Origin of the sequence: Maridesulfovibrio zosterae DSM 11974 (assembly GCF_000425265.1) — a bacterium.
GTDB lineage: Bacteria > Desulfobacterota > Desulfovibrionia > Desulfovibrionales > Desulfovibrionaceae > Maridesulfovibrio > Maridesulfovibrio zosterae.
In genome coordinates this window covers 133,666-149,953 of sequence record NZ_AUDC01000012.1, presented here as the reverse complement: position 1 = coordinate 149,953, position 16,288 = coordinate 133,666, and the positions used below count along the sequence as shown (strand labels likewise).

General features: G+C 45.2%; 12 protein-coding genes and 5 tRNA genes. 15 read left to right on the top strand and 2 right to left on the bottom strand.

Translation table 11 applies throughout. From position 1 onward, the window contains the following. Positions 1-36 precede the first annotated feature (36 nt). Together H589_RS0107595 and H589_RS19380 are read right to left on the bottom strand one after the other, a co-directional pair. Entirely contained in the window at positions 37-987 is a 951-nt protein-coding gene (locus H589_RS0107595) for a chemotaxis protein (protein WP_027721467.1), read from the bottom strand. Between the two features lie 101 nt (positions 988-1,088). Continuing rightward, complete coding sequence (locus H589_RS19380; protein WP_035075453.1) at positions 1,089-2,060, bottom strand: tRNA dihydrouridine synthase; 972 nt, start codon at positions 2,058-2,060, stop codon at positions 1,089-1,091. A 318-nt stretch (positions 2,061-2,378) separates the two neighbouring features. Between H589_RS19380 and H589_RS0107585 the strand changes: the two genes are divergently transcribed. From H589_RS0107585 to rpoC, 15 genes are all read left to right on the top strand, one after another. Further along, positions 2,379-2,454: transfer RNA gene (locus H589_RS0107585), tRNA-Thr, on the top strand. A 28-nt stretch (positions 2,455-2,482) separates the two neighbouring features. Then, a tRNA-Tyr gene (locus H589_RS0107580) sits at positions 2,483-2,567 on the top strand. A gap of 62 nt (positions 2,568-2,629) precedes the next feature. Further along, a tRNA-Gly gene (locus H589_RS0107575) sits at positions 2,630-2,705 on the top strand. Positions 2,706-2,747: 42 nt separating this feature from the next. Beyond that, a tRNA-Thr gene (locus H589_RS0107570) sits at positions 2,748-2,823 on the top strand. A gap of 73 nt (positions 2,824-2,896) precedes the next feature. After that, positions 2,897-4,090 (top strand): elongation factor Tu, encoded by a 1,194-nt coding sequence (gene tuf, locus H589_RS0107565; RefSeq protein WP_027721466.1) that lies wholly within the window; start codon positions 2,897-2,899, stop codon positions 4,088-4,090. 3 nt (positions 4,091-4,093) lie between these two features. Further along, a complete protein-coding gene (gene rpmG / locus H589_RS0107560; RefSeq protein WP_027721465.1) occupies positions 4,094-4,243 on the top strand; it encodes a 50S ribosomal protein L33 in 150 nt (49 codons plus the stop codon). Between the two features lie 15 nt (positions 4,244-4,258). After that, positions 4,259-4,335 (top strand) — tRNA-Trp (locus H589_RS0107555). Positions 4,336-4,354: 19 nt separating this feature from the next. Continuing rightward, on the top strand, positions 4,355-4,609 hold the full coding sequence (gene secE, locus H589_RS0107550; protein WP_027721464.1) for a preprotein translocase subunit SecE: 255 nt from the start codon (positions 4,355-4,357) through the stop codon (positions 4,607-4,609). A 26-nt stretch (positions 4,610-4,635) separates the two neighbouring features. Next, complete coding sequence (nusG, locus tag H589_RS0107545; protein ID WP_027721463.1) at positions 4,636-5,196, top strand: transcription termination/antitermination protein NusG; 561 nt, start codon at positions 4,636-4,638, stop codon at positions 5,194-5,196. Positions 5,197-5,270: 74 nt separating this feature from the next. Next, a complete protein-coding gene (gene rplK, locus H589_RS0107540) occupies positions 5,271-5,696 on the top strand; it encodes a 50S ribosomal protein L11 (RefSeq protein WP_027721462.1) in 426 nt (141 codons plus the stop codon). 15 nt (positions 5,697-5,711) lie between these two features. Then, on the top strand, positions 5,712-6,416 hold the full coding sequence (rplA, locus tag H589_RS0107535) for a 50S ribosomal protein L1 (protein WP_027721461.1): 705 nt from the start codon (positions 5,712-5,714) through the stop codon (positions 6,414-6,416). Positions 6,417-6,560: 144 nt separating this feature from the next. Beyond that, positions 6,561-7,082, top strand: coding sequence for a 50S ribosomal protein L10 (gene rplJ / locus H589_RS0107530; protein ID WP_027721460.1), 522 nt, complete (start codon positions 6,561-6,563; stop codon positions 7,080-7,082). A gap of 45 nt (positions 7,083-7,127) precedes the next feature. Beyond that, on the top strand, positions 7,128-7,511 hold the full coding sequence (gene rplL / locus H589_RS0107525; protein ID WP_027721459.1) for a 50S ribosomal protein L7/L12: 384 nt from the start codon (positions 7,128-7,130) through the stop codon (positions 7,509-7,511). Positions 7,512-7,812: 301 nt separating this feature from the next. Beyond that, positions 7,813-11,913 carry a DNA-directed RNA polymerase subunit beta gene (gene rpoB, locus H589_RS0107520; RefSeq protein ID WP_027721458.1) on the top strand — a complete coding sequence of 1,367 codons (4,101 nt, stop codon included), beginning with the start codon at positions 7,813-7,815 and terminating at the stop codon, positions 11,911-11,913. Positions 11,914-12,000: 87 nt separating this feature from the next. Continuing rightward, positions 12,001-16,131, top strand: coding sequence for a DNA-directed RNA polymerase subunit beta' (gene rpoC, locus H589_RS0107515; protein WP_425411453.1), 4,131 nt, complete (start codon positions 12,001-12,003; stop codon positions 16,129-16,131). Positions 16,132-16,288: the final 157 nt, after the last annotated feature.

Genomic DNA, 16,288 nt, shown 5'->3' with positions numbered 1-16,288 from the left:
GTGCGGAGCAACCATCAGGTGCGTTTTTAAAGCTGACTATTTTTCGATTAATGCGATCGCTCTCTGAGCCAGCTGGGTAACCTCTGGTTTGGAGATCTGATCATCTGCACCGACAGACTCGCCTTTATGGCGTAGCTTATCAGTTATGATGGAGGAAAAGAGGATAACAGGAAGTTGTTTGAGAATCGGGTCGGCTTTAATACGAACAGTAAGATTGTGTCCATCCATTACAGGCATTTCAATGTCTGATATAACAACATTGATAAAGTCGGTAATGGGACGTTCTTCCTCTTCAGCCTGACGTTTGAATTCAAGAAGTTTTTCAAAACAATCACGACCGGTATTGGCCATTTCCACATTAAACTTTGCTCTGGTCATCATTTCATAGAGCATTTCTCTGATCAAAGTGGAATCATCAGCTATAATTGCTTTGTAACCGGCAGTATTGGCCCAGTCGATAGAATCATCGAGTTTCAAGCCCAGTTCAGGGTTGAGCTCGGCAACAATCTTTTCAAGGTCAAGTATAAGTGAGATACGGTCTTCGAATTTTACAACACCGGTAATTGAGTCTTCAGAGAGCGACGAGACATAGTTGGAAGGAGCTTCTACTCTTTCCCAGCTAATCCTGTGAATTCTGGTTACACCGGAAACAAGAAATGCTGAAGAAACATTGTTGAACTCAGTAACAATTACTTTGGGTGGCTCTTTTTCAACACGCGGTTTTTTTAGCCAATGGCTTAAATCAACAAGAGGAATTACTTTGTTGCGCAGATTAAATGTTCCCATAATTGCAGGGTGGGCAACTTTAGGAAGCTTAGTTATTTTATCTGGTATTCTGATAATTTCGAGAACTTTTGCAACGTTGACACCATAGAATCCTCGATAAGAGTCTTCACCTTCTTCACGAGGTTCTTCTTCAAGCCAGAACTCAACGATTTCCAATTCATTGGTACCCGCTTCAAGTAAAATGTCAGTCTGTGCTGCCATATCAATCTCCAATAAAAAGCTGTGTGTATTATTTGATTACAAAATATATATTACGCTGTTAAAGCGGTTAACGTCAACAATTGCATTAAAAAAATAAAAGGCTAGCAACGTTCTTTGGTCAAAGTAGAAACTTCAGCTGCTGCAGCAAGCAATTCCTCCCAGTTCTGGCACTCGGAAAGTCGTGTACGAACTGAGCGAATGCCATCCATACCTTTAGCGTAACGAGGTAGAATTGAACGAATTTTTCTAAAAGATCTATTACTGCCGTCGAAGTCTCTGGTCATATTAATATGTTCAGTCATGGTTTTGCCTAAATCAAAAGGGGGAAGATCATCGCATGAAGGGTCGTTCATGATTTTCAGATAATGACTGAAAATAGCAGGATCAAAAAGTGCCCCTCGCGCAAACATGATTCCATCGATTCCTGTCTGCCGTATGCATTCAATGCCGTCTTCAGCAGTAAAAAGATCACCGCTACCAATTACAGGAATGGATACATTCTGTTTTAGAACAGCAAGTTTAGACCAGTCTGCATCGCCGGAAAACATCTGTTTTGCATAGCGTGGATGTAATGTAAGCCACGCAACACCTATATCTTCAAGACGTCTGGCTATTTCGAGGTAATTATCTTCACTATGCATAAATCCCAATCGTATCTTTACTCCTACACGACCTTCGCCTGCAACCTTTACCATTGCCGCAGCTGTCTCAACTAATCTATCTGGATCAAGATGCAGGGCAGAGCCTCCGCCTGTTTTGAGTACTTTTTTTACAGGGCACCCTGAATTTAAATCAAAAAAACTGTAGCCCTCATCTATCAGTTGGGGCATAGTGTCTGAATAATCCTGTGGTTCTCCACCGAAGAGTTGTACAACAAGTGGGCTGTCTTCGGCACAAGTGGCCAGCAGGACCTTTGTTCCTTTGCCATCGTATTTAAGTCCCTTAACGCTGACCATTTCGGTACAGGCCACTGCACAGCCGCGTTTTCGGCAAAGCATACGGAAAGGAAGATCTGAATAACCGGCTAAAGGAGCCAGCCAGGGTTTATCTGGACTTATGGGAAGTAATTTCATTAGTTTATACCTGAAATAAGATTGAGTTCTATGGAAGCTGCTCAAAAAAAGCAGCGGGGGAGTGAATTACGTACAAATGCTCAGAAAGTCAAAGCCTGCCTGCGTTAAGAGCAATACAGAAGCAGGTAATTTTTGAAAAACTTAAAAAAAGTTTTAAAAAGGTGTTGACTTGTTGAGCCTTTTCCGTTTAAACCCCGCTTCGTTGCTTCGGCGAATCACAAGTTTCACGAAGTTTTCAAGCAAGAACAAACTGAAAAAAAACTTCAAAAAGTACTTGCAATTTGAAAACGAAACTTGTAGAACGGTTCGCTCACAAGGGCTGGCGTAGCTCAATTGGTAGAGCAGCTGATTTGTAATCAGCAGGTTGCGGGTTCAAGTCCCATCGCCAGCTCCACTTGTGAAAGGTAACAAAAAAATATAGTGGTGGGGTTCCCGAGTGGCCAAAGGGAACAGACTGTAAATCTGTCGGCAACGCCTTCGGAGGTTCGAATCCTCCCCCCACCACCACTTTTGATAATCGCGCTGTAGGAGACAGGGGAACCTGTTGTGTGACTACGGACATTAGAAGAGCGGGAATAGCTCAACGGCTAGAGCATCAGCCTTCCAAGCTGAGGGTTGCGAGTTCGAATCTCGTTTCCCGCTCCATTCTGAACTTACCCCAGTCCAGCCTGCGCGTTTAATATGAAAGCCCACGTAGCTCAGTCGGTAGAGCACTTCCTTGGTAAGGAAGAGGTCACCGGTTCAAGTCCGGTCGTGGGCTCCATACATTTGTGTAAATGACCTTTGAACGCTTTAAATCAGTGAAAAAACTGAACTAAAATTTAGGGGGATTTATCATGGGTAAGGCTAAATTCGAACGCGGAAAGCCACATGTTAATATCGGTACCATTGGTCACATTGACCATGGTAAAACTACTCTGACCGCTGCAATCACTAAGATTGCAGGTCTTGCAGGTAACGGCGATTACGTTGCATTTGACGAAATCGACAAAGCACCTGAAGAAAAAGAACGCGGTATCACAATTGCTACTGCACACGTAGAATACGAAACTGAAAACCGTCACTACGCACACGTTGACTGCCCTGGTCACGCTGACTACATCAAGAATATGATTACTGGTGCAGCTCAGATGGACGGCGCAATCCTCGTTGTTGCAGCTACCGATGGTCCTATGCCTCAGACTCGTGAGCACATCCTGCTCGCTCGTCAGGTTGGTGTTCCTTTCGTAGTTGTTTTCATGAACAAATGTGACATGGTTGACGACGAAGAACTTCTCGAACTCGTTGAAATGGAAGTTCGTGAACTCCTCTCTGCATACGAATTCCCTGGTGATGATCTTCCTATCATCATGGGTTCCGCTCTGAAAGCTCTGGAAACTGACGATGTAAACAGCCCTGAAGCTAAGCCCATCCTCGACCTCCTCGCAGCTTGTGACTCTTACATTGAAGAGCCTGAGCGTGATATCGACAAACCTTTCCTCATGCCTATCGAAGACGTTTTCTCCATCTCCGGTCGTGGTACCGTTGTTACCGGTCGTGTTGAGCGCGGTATCGTAAAAGTTGGTGAAGAAGTTGAAATCGTTGGTATCAAAGACACAGTTAAGACTACTTGTACTGGTGTTGAAATGTTCCGCAAGCTGCTCGATCAGGGTCAGGCTGGCGATAACGTTGGTGTTCTTCTCCGCGGTGTTAAACGTGAAGAAGTTGAGCGCGGACAGGTTCTTGCTGCTCCTAAATCCATCAACCCACACACTAAGTTTAAAGCTGAAGTCTACGTCCTTAATAAAGACGAAGGTGGACGTCACACTCCTTTCTTCTCCGGATACCGCCCTCAGTTCTACTTCCGTACAACTGACATCACAGGCGTTGTAACTCTGGATGAAGGCGTTGAAATGGTTATGCCTGGTGATAACGCAACTTTCAACGTTGAAATGATCAACCCCATCGCTATGGATCCAGGTTTACGCTTCGCTATTCGCGAAGGTGGCCGTACTGTAGGCGCAGGTGTTGTAACTGAAATTCTGGAGTAAGACATGCGTGTCAAAGTCCAGATGCAGTGCACCGAGTGTAAGCGTCGTAACTATTCGACGATGAAGAACAAGAAGAACACTACTGGTCGTATCGAATTGATGAAGTATTGCCCTTTTGATAAGAAGCATACTCTTCATAAAGAAAACAAGTAGTTTCTATAAATAAGCAGGCCAGTAGTTCCAACGGCTAGAACGTCGGTCTCCAAAACCGAATGCTGGGGGTTCGAATCCCTCCTGGCCTGCCACTTCATTTTGGGAATCAATATGGCCAAGAAAAAAAATAAAGGTGCGGGAGCTCAGCAGACCAAAGCTGAGACTCAAGGATTTAGCGGTAAACTCAAAGAGTTTTCCGAGTTCCTAGAACAGTCAAAGGTCGAGATGAAGAAGGTCGTATGGCCTACTCAGAAAGAGACTATACAGACTTGTACCGCCGTCTTGGTCCTTGTCGTAGTCATGTCGCTTTTTCTGGGTGTTGTTGACATGGGTCTCAGCAAGCTTGTTGAGACAATACTGTCTTAATCAACCCATAAATAGGAAAGAGCTACATGAACGCAGACGCTGAAAAACCTCAGGGAAGGAAAGCCCGCTGGTACATAGTTCATACCTATTCAGGTTTTGAACAGCGGGTCGAGCAGACTGTTCGTGAAATGATGAGAACTGGTCAGGACAAAGGACTGATCGAGGAAGTAGTCGTTCCCACGGAAAGAGTTGTCGAGTTGGTTAAAGGGGAAAAGAGAACATCCACCCGGAAATTTTATCCGGGCTACGTCATGATCAAAATGATCATGGAGGATGAATCATGGCATCTGATCCAGTCTATTCCCCGTGTTACCGGATTTATCGGTGGTAAAAACCGCCCGACACCAATGCGTGACAGCGAAGCAGCCAAAATCCTGAGCCTGATGGAAGACCGTCAGGAGCAGCCGAGACCTAAGTTCAACTTTGACCGTGGCGATGATGTCAGGGTTATTGACGGACCTTTTAGTGGTTTCAACGGCGTTGTAGAAGATGTCAACTACGACAAAGGCAAGCTTCGGGTGTCAGTCTCCATTTTCGGCCGCCAGACCCCAGTGGAACTTGACTTTGTTCAGGTTACCAAAGGGTAGTCCTGACCGCACTGCTGCATATTCATTTCCGACAGTGAGTATCCTCACTGGAATTTTATATAGGACATAAAGCGATGGCCAAGAAAGAAATAGGCAAAATTAAGCTTCAGATCCCGGCTGGCTCAGCCAATCCGTCCCCTCCGGTCGGACCTGCGCTCGGTCAGCACGGTGTCAATATAATGGAATTCTGCAAAGCGTTTAACGCTAAAACGCAGGATCAGAAGGGCATGATCATTCCGGTGATCATCACTGTCTTCCAAGACAGGTCCTTTTCCTTCATTACCAAGACTCCACCAGCATCCACACTTTTGCTTAAAGCTGCAAAGCTGGCAAAGGGTTCCGGTGAGCCTAATAAGAACAAGGTCGGTAAGGTGACCAAAGCTCAGGTTCAAGAAATTGCCGAGCTTAAAGCGCCAGATCTGACCGCTGCCGATACTGAAGCTGCCATGAAATCCATCATGGGAACAGCCCGCAGTATGGGCATTGAAGTCACAGACTAGGTGAGGGAATAGATCATGCCTAAGCACGGAAAAAATTACAGAAAAGCAACTGAAGGTGCTGAACTCCGCGGTCTGACCGTGGAAGAAGCAGTGAAGGCTGCTGTTGAAAAGGCATTTGCCAAATTCGACGAGACTGTTGATGTTGCCATCAACCTCGGCGTCGACCCTAAATACTCTGACCAGATGATTCGTGGTGCAGTATCTCTGCCTAACGGTCTCGGTAAAGAAGTTAGAGTAGCTTGCTTTGTAAGCGGGGAAAAAGAAGCGGAAGCCAAGGAAGCAGGCGCAGACTTTGTCGGCGGCGATGACTTGGTTGCTAAGGTTAAAGAAGGCTGGCTTGATTTTGATAAAGCCATTGCAACTCCTGATATGATGGCCAAAATTGGTCAGATCGGTAGAGTTCTCGGACCTCGCGGTCTGATGCCTAACGCTAAAACCGGCACCGTTACTTTTGATGTGGCTAAAGCTGTTAATGAAGTAAAAGCAGGACGCGTAGAATTCAAGGTTGATAAAGCCGGTGTTCTGCACGCTCCTATCGGTAAAGTTTCTTTTGGTGCTGAAAAGCTCCTTGAGAATCTTAAATCGCTGCTGGAAACAGTAGCTAAAATGAAACCTTCTTCTGCTAAAGGAACTTACATGCAGGCTGTTGCCATAGCTACTACTATGGGTCCTGGCTTCAAAGTAGATCCTTTGTCTGCAAGAAAGTATTCAGAGTCCTAAATCATCAAAGCCGCCTTCGGGCGGCTCTTGATGTTTAAATACACGGGAAGTTTAGTCGAAGAAAGCAGGTGGGATGGTCCCTTAATATCCTGTTGAGACAACACTTTGACTTGCTTTCCGGGTCAAATCATTAGGAGTGTTACGGTGAACAGGCAAGAAAAAGCCCAGATTATTGAGCAGCTTAAAGAAAAAGCTGAAAGGGCGAGCATTGCCATCGTTACCGACTTCAAAGGCCTTGGTGTGGAAGAGTTTACTCAGCTCCGCTCCAACCTGAGAAATGTCGGTGTCGATTGCCAAGTAGTCAAGAACACTCTGGCCCGGTTGGCTTTTGAAGGTACCGATCACGGTACCATCGCCGATAAATTCAAGGAAAACTGTGCAGTTGTAATGGGTTATGAAGATCCTGTTGCAGCAGCTAAAGCAGTTGCTGATTTCGCTAAAGAAAGTAAAACTTTCGATATGCGTTTTGCATCCCTTGAGGGCAAGTATCTTGACACTGATGGCGTGAAGGCGCTTTCCAAGCTCCCGAGCAAGGAACAGCTCCTCGGCATGACTCTTGGCACAATGAATGCTGTGCCTACGAACTTTGTGAGCTTGCTCGCAAACGTACCTCGCGGTCTCCTCAATGTTCTTTCCGCTGTGAAAGATCAGAAAGAAGCTGCATAATAGCCAAGTCAAGGCAACTCAAAGAATTCCCAGGAGGAAATTTCCATGGCAGATATCACTAAAGATCAGGTAGTAGATTTTATTTCTAACATGACCGTTCTCGAACTTTCCGAATTCATCAAAGAACTCGAAGAAAAGTTCGGCGTTTCCGCAGCAGCACCAGTAGCAGCAGTAGCAGCAATGCCTGCAGCAGACGGTGGCGCAGCAGCAGAAGAACAGACTGAATTTGACGTAATCCTTAAAGGTGCAGGCGGCAACAAAATTGCTGTCATCAAAGCAGTTCGCGCTCTGACCGGTCTCGGCCTGAAAGAAGCTAAAGCTAAAGTTGATGGAGTTCCCGCAGCTATCAAAGAAGGCGTTGAAAAAGCAGAAGCAGAAGAAGCTCTCAAGCAGCTTACTGAAGCCGGTGCTGACGCTGAAATGAAATAATTGAAGCAAAATTGCCGTTAAGCAGAAGAGCGCAAACCCTGGTAAAACGGGGTTGCGCTCTTCTCGCTGTTAAAAAGATTGACAAAATTGCCTTATCTATTATTTTGGGAAGATTCGGAATAGGCGCAGCCGAATCGACTTAGCGCTCTCAAAATAAATTTAAAAAATTTTTCTCAAAGGCAAAATTGTTCTGCCGCCCTCTGTTTATCTTGCACTTTTTGACTTATAATTAAATCTTAGTGGTTGATGTTCGTCAAATTGCTTCATTCCAACCCTAACCTTCTCACTTGATGAGGATACGATGGGTCAGCTCAGAAAAATATTTGGAAAGATCAAAGTTACTTTACCGATTCCCCACTTGCTAGAACTGCAGGTGGATTCCTTCAAGAAATTCCTTCAAGAAGGCGTAGCTCCTGCCAGCAGGGCTGATGTCGGCTTAGAAGGGGTTTTTCGTTCGGTTTTTCCGATTGAAGACTTCAATAAAACAGCAAGTCTCGAATATGTCAGCTACGACATAGGTGAGCCTAAATACGATATGGACGAGTGTATTGCCAAAGGCCTTACATACGAAGCTCCTATCCGCATTAAGGTACGCCTTGTTGTATTTGATGTAGATGAAGAGACCGAAAGCAGAACAATCCGCGACATTAAAGAGCAGGATATCTATTTCGGAACTGTTCCGCTCATGAGTGAGCAGGGCACGTTTATTATAAATGGTACTGAACGCGTAATTGTTAACCAGTTGCAGCGTTCTCCCGGTATCATCTTTGAACATGATTCCGGTAAAACTCATACAAGTCGCCGAGTTCTTTATAGCTGCAGAATTATTCCTATGCGCGGCTCATGGTTGGATTTTGATTTCGACCATAAAGATATTCTTTATGTGCGTATTGACCGTCGTCGCAAGATGCCTGCTACTGTCCTACTCAAAGCTATGGGTATGTCTAAGCAGGACATTCTGGACTATTACTATAATGTAGAAGAGTTCCAGATTGACCGTCATATCGTACGCCGTAAGGTAGATGAAAATCAGTACCGCAAGGAGAACGCTTGGGTTGATCTCTGTTCTGAAGATGGCAAAGTCATTGTTCAGCGTGATAAACCTGTTACCAAGTTCGCTTGGAAAAAAATTGTTCGTGCCGGTATTGAATATATAGAAGTAGATCCAAAGACTCTAGTGGGCCAGTTTGCTTCCCATGATATTACCGATCCTGATACAGGTGAAGTTATTGCAGAAGCTGCTGATGAAATCACTGAAGAAATCTTTGAAAGAATTCTTGAAGTAGGTCTCAAAGAAGTAAAAGTTCTGCACACAATGGGTGTGGACGTTTCTTCAGCTCTGCGTGATTCCATGATGCTTGATAAAAGCACCGATGTTGAGTCTGCTCAGATTGAGATTTACCGTAGATTGCGTCCCAGTTCTCCTCCTACAGCCGAAATTGCTGCCAACTTCTTTGAGAATCTGTTTCGCAGTTCTGACTACTATGACCTTTCCAGCGTCGGTCGTTATAAACTGAATGCGCGTCTCAATGTAGATACGCCTCTTGAGCTTAGAACTCTTACCAATGAAGATATTCTTACTGCGGTTAAAGTGCTTTGTAAGCTTAAAGACAGTCACGGCCCTGCTGATGATATCGATAACCTCGGTAACAGGCGTGTACGTCCTGTTGGAGAACTGGTTGAAAATCAGTACAGAATAGGTCTTGTACGCATGGAAAGAGCCATCAAGGAGCGCATGAGCCTCCAGGAAGTGGCTACTTTGATGCCTCATGATCTGATCAACCCTAAACCTGTTGCTGCTGTACTTAAAGAATTCTTCGGAACTTCACAGCTGTCACAGTTCATGGACCAGACCAACCCGCTGTCAGAAGTAACTCACAAGCGCAGACTTTCTGCTCTTGGACCCGGTGGTCTTACCCGTGAACGCGCAGGTTTTGAGGTCCGTGACGTTCACGTTTCTCACTACGGCAGAATCTGCCCTATTGAGACTCCTGAAGGACCGAACATCGGTCTTATCGTTTCCTTGACCACTTACTCCAAGGTTAACGATTTCGGTTTCATTGAAAGTCCTTACCGGACAATCAAAGATTCTACCATGACTGATGAAATCCTTTATTATGACGCAACCAGAGAAGTTGGTCATGTCGTTGCTCAGGCGAATGCGCCTATCGACGAAAATGGCAAATTCTCTAATCCGCTTGTTACATCACGCTTGAACGGTGATGTTTCCATGATGGCCAGTGAAGACGTTACTCTCATGGATATCAGCCCCAGCCAGACCGTTTCTGTTTCTGCTGCACTGATTCCATTTCTTGAGCATGACGATGCTAACCGCGCTCTTATGGGATCAAACATGCAGCGTCAGGCTGTACCTCTTCTTATAACTTCCCAGCCTCTGGTTGGTACTGGAATGGAAGCCAATGTTGCTCAGGATTCCGGTAGCTGCCTGTTGGCTGAGAATGATGGATATATTGATTATGTAGACGCTGAGCGTCTCGTTGTCAGATATGACGATGGTCCTTCTCCGGCTACAGGTGGAATCAAGCATTACGAACTTCAGAAATGGCATAAGTCCAACCAGAGTTCATGCTATGGACAGCGTCCAAGACTTCCTATTGGTAAACGAGTTAAAAAAGGCGAAGTACTTGCTGACGGACCAGGTATTAAAGATGGTGAACTTGCACTTGGTAAGAACCTTCTCGTGGCTTTCATGCCTTGGTGCGGTTTTAACTTTGAGGACTCCATCCTTATTTCTGAGCGTGTAGTTAAAGAAGACGTTTTTACCTCTGTCCATATTGAGGAATTTGAACTCGTCGCTCGTGACACCAAGCTTGGGCCCGAAGAAGTAACTCGTGATATCCCGAACGTTAGCGAAGATATGCTCAGCAACCTTGACGAGTGTGGTATTATTCGTCTTGGTGCGCGTATATCTCCTGAAGATATTCTCGTCGGTAAAATCACTCCTAAAGGTGAAACGCAGCTTACTCCCGAAGAAAAGCTTCTTAGAGCCATTTTCGGAGATAAAGCTCGCGATGTAAAAAATACTTCTCTCAAGGTGCCGCCGGGAATCGAAGGTACTATTGTTGACGTTAAAGTATTTAATCGCCGCTCAGGTGAGAAAGACGATCGTACTAAAGCCATTGAGGATTTCGAGCTTGCTAAACACGATATGAAAGAAAGCAAGCATATCGAATCTCTCACTATTAAGACTCGTGACAAGATCAAAGTTGTTGTTACCAATAAGCAGATCGCACAGACTCTTATGGGCCGCAGAAAAGGCGAAGTTCTTGCTGAAGCCGGACACATTATAACTGATGAAATCCTCGCAGAAGTTCCTTTGAAGAAACTTGGCGGACTTTTCACAGATAAAGATACAAATGAAGCTGTAAAACAGCTTCTCGCTGAATACGACAAGCAGATTCGCGTTATTAAGGGCATCTATGATGTTAAGCGCGAAAAAGTCACTGAAGGTGACGATCTGCCTCCGGGCGTCATCAAAATGGTCAAAGTCTACATCGCTGTTAAGCGTAAGCTTAGCGTGGGTGACAAAATGGCTGGACGTCATGGTAACAAGGGTGTTGTTTCTTGTATTCTGCCTGAGCAGGATATGCCGTTCTTTGATAATGGTACTCCAATGGATATCGTTTTGAATCCACTCGGTGTTCCATCTCGTATGAACATTGGTCAGATTATGGAAACTCATCTCGGCTGGGGAGCATTGGCAATCGGACAGAAGTTCGCCAATATGCTTGATACCGGCGAGGCCCTTGATGTTATTCGTCAGGAAATTAAAAGTACCTTTGAATCTGAAGATGTTTATGAACTCATTGACTCACTTGATGATGAAGAGTTCAGACTTGCTGTCAATAAGGCGCGTCATGGTATTGTGACCAAGACTCCTGTTTTTGACGGAGCCACAGAAGATGAAATCTGGGATCTGGTTAAGAAAACAGGCATTCCTGATGACGGTAAGGTTACACTTTATGATGGTCGTACTGGGGATGCTTTCCATAACCGTGTAACTGTAGGTGTAATGTACATCCTTAAATTGCACCATCTGGTTGATGAAAAGATTCACGCACGTTCGACAGGTCCTTACTCGCTGGTTACTCAGCAGCCTCTCGGCGGTAAGGCTCAGTTTGGTGGTCAGCGTCTCGGAGAAATGGAAGTATGGGCTCTTGAAGCATATGGCGCAGCTTACCTGCTTCAGGAATTCCTCACCGTTAAGTCTGATGACGTAACCGGCCGTGTTAAAATGTACGAGAAGATCGTCAAGGGAGATAACTTCCTTGAAGCCGGTCTACCTGAGTCATTTAATGTTTTGGTTAAAGAATTGATGTCGCTTGGACTTGATGTCCACCTCCTTCAGGACGAAAGCGAAGAAGCTGCTGATAAGAAATAATGAACGCGGGGCCGTTATACGGCCCCGCGACTAAATAAACCTTTTCATGTAAGGGGTATATTAATGAGTCTGGACGAACTGTTCACTATGCGTAGAACATCCGGTGCAGGCCACGCAGGACGCGGCCTCAAAGGTATTCAGATTTCCATTGCTTCTCCGGAGAAGATCAGAGAATGGTCTTTTGGTGAAGTCAAGAAGCCCGAGACCATTAACTACAGAACTTTCAAGCCGGAAAGAGATGGTCTCTTCTGTGCTAAGATTTTCGGGCCTGTAAAAGACTACGAGTGTAACTGCGGTAAATATAAACGCATGAAGCACCGCGGCATTGTCTGCGAAAAGTGCGGCGTTGAAGTTATTGCCTCGAAAGTAAGACGTGAGCGCATGGGCCATATTGAGCTCGCTGCTCCGGTTGCACATATCTGGTTTCTGAAAACTCTTCCTTCCAAGATTGGTACCCTGCTTGATATTACCATGGCCGATCTTGAAAAGGTCTTGTATTTTGATTCTTATATTGTACTAAATCCGGGTGAAACACCGCTTAAGCAGTACCAGATTATCTCTGAAGATCAATATTTTCAGGTTATAGATCATTATGGTGAAGATGCTATCGAAGTCGGTATGGGTGCTGAGACTATCAAAGGTCTTTTGGCTCAGATTGATATGCCTACTTTAAGGCATGAACTTCGTGAAGAGTCTTTGACTACCCGTTCTCAGACCAAGAAGAAAAAGCTTACTAAACGTCTCAAAATTGTTGAGGCTTTTCTTGAGTCAGGTAACAACTGCCAGTGGATGATCATGGATGTTATTCCAGTCATTCCACCTGAGCTTCGCCCTCTTGTTCCTCTTGATGGCGGACGTTTTGCCACATCCGACCTTAACGACCTTTACCGTCGTGTTATCAACAGAAACAACCGTCTCAAACGTCTTATTGAGCTTGGTGCTCCTGACATCATCATCCGCAACGAAAAAAGGATGCTGCAGGAGTCTGTCGATGCATTGTTTGACAACGGACGTCGTGGCCGTGCTATCACAGGTACTAATGGTCGCCCTTTGAAATCCTTATCTGATATGATTAAGGGGAAGCAAGGTCGTTTCCGTCAGAACCTGCTTGGTAAACGTGTTGACTACTCCGGTCGTTCAGTAATTGTTGTTGGTCCGAAGCTGAAACTGCATCAGTGCGGTCTTCCTAAGAAGATGGCTCTGGAGCTGTTTAAACCTTTCATTTATGCTGAGCTTGAGCGCAGAGAAATCGCTACAACTATCAAGAGCGCTAAAAAGATGGTTGAACGTGAAGATCTGGTTGTCTGGGATATCCTGGATGACGTAGTTCGTGAATATCCAATTATGCTCAACCGTGCTCCTACATTGCACAGACTCGGTATTCAGTCTTTTGAACCTACCCTTGTTGAAGGTAAGGCTATCCAGCTTCACCCATTGGTATGTTCAGCATATAACGCTGACTTTGACGGTGACCAGATGGCTGTTCACGTACCTCTTTCTGTCGAAGCGCAGATTGAGTGTCGTGTTCTAATGATGTCTTCAAACAACATCCTTTCTCCTGCTAATGGTCAGCCAATTATCAACCCTTCGCAGGATATCGTTCTTGGTCTATATTATCTGACTGTTGAGCGTGCTTTTGCAAAAGGGGAGGGCATGACCTTCACCGCTCCGTGGGAAGTGGTTGCTGCTCTTGATGCGGATGTAATCAGTCTTCATGCTGCTATTAAAGTAAAAGTAGAAGGCGAGGTTGTTGAAACAACTGCCGGTCGTATTCTTGTTGGTGAACTTGTTCCGGAAGGAATGGGATTTGACTATGCTAACAAAGTTATGACCAAGAAAAATATTGCCGGGCTTGTTTCTAATGCATACCGTACTGCAGGTAGTAAGGCTACAGTCATTCTTTGTGACCGCTTGAAGGATCTCGGTTACGAATATGCAACCAGAGCAGCTATCACTATCGGTCTGAAAGATTTGACTATTCCTGCTGCTAAGGCTGGAATGCTTGACGCAGCCTATACTGAAGTTGAAAACATTGAAGCGCAGTATCGTGAAGGTATTATCACCCGTACTGAAAAGTACAATAAGGTTGTTGACGTTTGGACTAAAGTTACAAACGACGTTTCAACTGAGATGACCCGCGAAATGTCTACTGATGTTCTGGTTGACCCTAAAACAGGTAAGCAGCAGACTAACTCCAGTTTTAACCCGGTCTTCATGATGGCCCACTCTGGTGCCCGTGGTAACCAGGACCAGATGAGACAGCTTGCAGGTATGCGTGGTCTTATGGCGAAACCTTCCGGTGAAATTATCGAAACTCCGATTACTTCATCTTTCCGTGAAGGTCTGTCAGTTCTTCAGTACTTCATTTCAACTCACGGTGCTCGTAAAGGTCTCGCCGATACTGCGCTGAAAACAGCTAACTCAGGTTACCTTACCCGTCGTCTGGTTGATGTTGTTCAGGATGTTACTGTCTCTGAACATGATTGTCGCACTGTTGACGGACTTGAACTTACCCACTACATCAAGGGCGGCGAGATCAAGGAAAGACTTTCTGAGAAAGTTCTTGGTCGCGTAACTATTTACCCTGTAGTCAAAGAAGAAACAGGCGAGATTCTTGTTCCTGCTGACACTCTTATTGACGAAAGGGCTGCAAAAATAATTGATGAGAACGGTATCAATTCGATGATAGTACGTTCACCTCTTACTTGCCGCAGTAAGCATGGCGTCTGCGCTATGTGTTACGGACGTGACCTTGCCAGAGGACATGTTGTAAATGTGGGTGAGACAGTAGGTATTATTGCTGCTCAATCAATTGGTGAACCTGGTACACAGCTGACAATGCGTACCTTCCATATTGGTGGTACAGCCAGCCGTGAAATTCAGCAGTCATCTTTTGAAGCACAGCATAACGGTACAATCGTTCTGAACCGTATGCGTTCCGTTCGCAACAAAGACGGCCACCAGATGGTACTCGGTAAGAGTTGTCAGATCGGTGTTGTTGACGATCAGGGGAGAGAACGTGAAAAATACGTTCTTCCACTTGGTGCAAAACTTTATGTAGAAGAAGGTCAGAGCATTACCCCCGGTGAAGTACTTGCCGAGTGGGATCCACTTTCTGAACCATTCGTAACTGACGTAAGCGGTATTGTTAAGTTTACTGATCTTGTTGAAGGTAAAACTTTTCAGGAACGTATTGATGAAGCCACAAATCAGGCTACTTATACTATTACTGAGTACCGTACTACAAACTTTAAACCGTCAATTTCTATCTGCGGTGAAGATGGCGAGCCCTTGTCTCGTCCAGGATCAAGCCTCAAAGCTACTTATCCTCTACCTGTTGGTGCTATTTTGATGGTTAAAGACGGTAGTGTCATCGATGCGGGTGACATTATCGCACGTAAACTCCGTGAGACATCCAAAACCAAAGATATTGTTGGTGGTCTGCCTCGAGTAGCGGAGTTGTTTGAAGTGCGCAAACCAAAGGAACTTGGAATCATTTCGGAGATTGATGGTGTGGTCTCCTATGGACCTGAATCCAAAGGCAAGCGCAAAATTGTTGTTACACCTGAAGTAGGGGACACTAAAGAGTACCTCGTACCGAAAGGTCGTCATATCACAGCTCAGGAAGGTGACTTCGTTGAAGCAGGTGATTTAATGACTGAAGGTCTGCCTGAGCTTCATGATATCCTGAAAGTTAAAGGTGAGAAATATCTTGCACGCTTTCTGGTTGAAGAAATTCAGGATGTTTACCGCTTCCAGGGTGTTGGAATTAACGATAAGCATATCGAAGTTATTGTCCGCCAGATGCTCAAAAAGGTCAGCGTCGTTGATCCCGGCGAGACCCATTTTCTTGTGGGCGAACAGGTGGACAAGCAGCGGTTTATGGAAACCAACCAGGAAGCTGTCAATAACGGACAAAAGCCGGCGACTGCTCAGACTCATGTTCTGGGTATTACTCAGGCATCACTTTCTACTGCGTCATTTATCTCTGCTGCATCATTCCAGGAGACGACTAAGGTTCTTACCGAGTCATCCCTGAGCGGCAAAAAAGATTACCTGCGCGGATTGAAAGAAAACGTTATTGTTGGTCGACTGATTCCTGCGGGAACAGGTTTTCGTAAGTACGCACGCACAGATATAATCGTACCTGATCAACCTGAGCGTGCCGACAAGTTCCTTGAAGAACTTGAAGAAGAGCCTCTGCTCATTAACGAATGATAATGCCGGCGCCAGAACGCAGTTGACATTTTACCAAGCAGGTCGTTGCAGCCTGATTTGAAGATGTGACATATACTATTTCTTATTTGTTCTTGACAAATCTTGAAATTTTAGTCTAACTGCGTCGGTCTTTGCAATAAAATTAAATTTGGAGGGT

What these genes read in the sequence shown, in the direction of transcription:
- H589_RS0107595 (WP_027721467.1), bottom strand. Translation starts at nt 987, where the DNA reads ATGGCAGCACAGACTGACATTTTACTTGAAGCGGGTACCAATGAATTG.
- H589_RS19380 (WP_035075453.1), bottom strand. Translation starts at nt 2,060, where the DNA reads ATGAAATTACTTCCCATAAGTCCAGATAAACCCTGGCTGGCTCCTTTA.
- tuf (WP_027721466.1), top strand. Translation starts at nt 2,897, where the DNA reads ATGGGTAAGGCTAAATTCGAACGCGGAAAGCCACATGTTAATATCGGT.
- rpmG (WP_027721465.1), top strand. Translation starts at nt 4,094, where the DNA reads ATGCGTGTCAAAGTCCAGATGCAGTGCACCGAGTGTAAGCGTCGTAAC.
- secE (WP_027721464.1), top strand. Translation starts at nt 4,355, where the DNA reads ATGGCCAAGAAAAAAAATAAAGGTGCGGGAGCTCAGCAGACCAAAGCT.
- nusG (WP_027721463.1), top strand. Translation starts at nt 4,636, where the DNA reads ATGAACGCAGACGCTGAAAAACCTCAGGGAAGGAAAGCCCGCTGGTAC.
- rplK (WP_027721462.1), top strand. Translation starts at nt 5,271, where the DNA reads ATGGCCAAGAAAGAAATAGGCAAAATTAAGCTTCAGATCCCGGCTGGC.
- rplA (WP_027721461.1), top strand. Translation starts at nt 5,712, where the DNA reads ATGCCTAAGCACGGAAAAAATTACAGAAAAGCAACTGAAGGTGCTGAA.
- rplL (WP_027721459.1), top strand. Translation starts at nt 7,128, where the DNA reads ATGGCAGATATCACTAAAGATCAGGTAGTAGATTTTATTTCTAACATG.
- rpoB (WP_027721458.1), top strand. Translation starts at nt 7,813, where the DNA reads ATGGGTCAGCTCAGAAAAATATTTGGAAAGATCAAAGTTACTTTACCG.
- rpoC (WP_425411453.1), top strand. Translation starts at nt 12,001, where the DNA reads ATGCGTAGAACATCCGGTGCAGGCCACGCAGGACGCGGCCTCAAAGGT.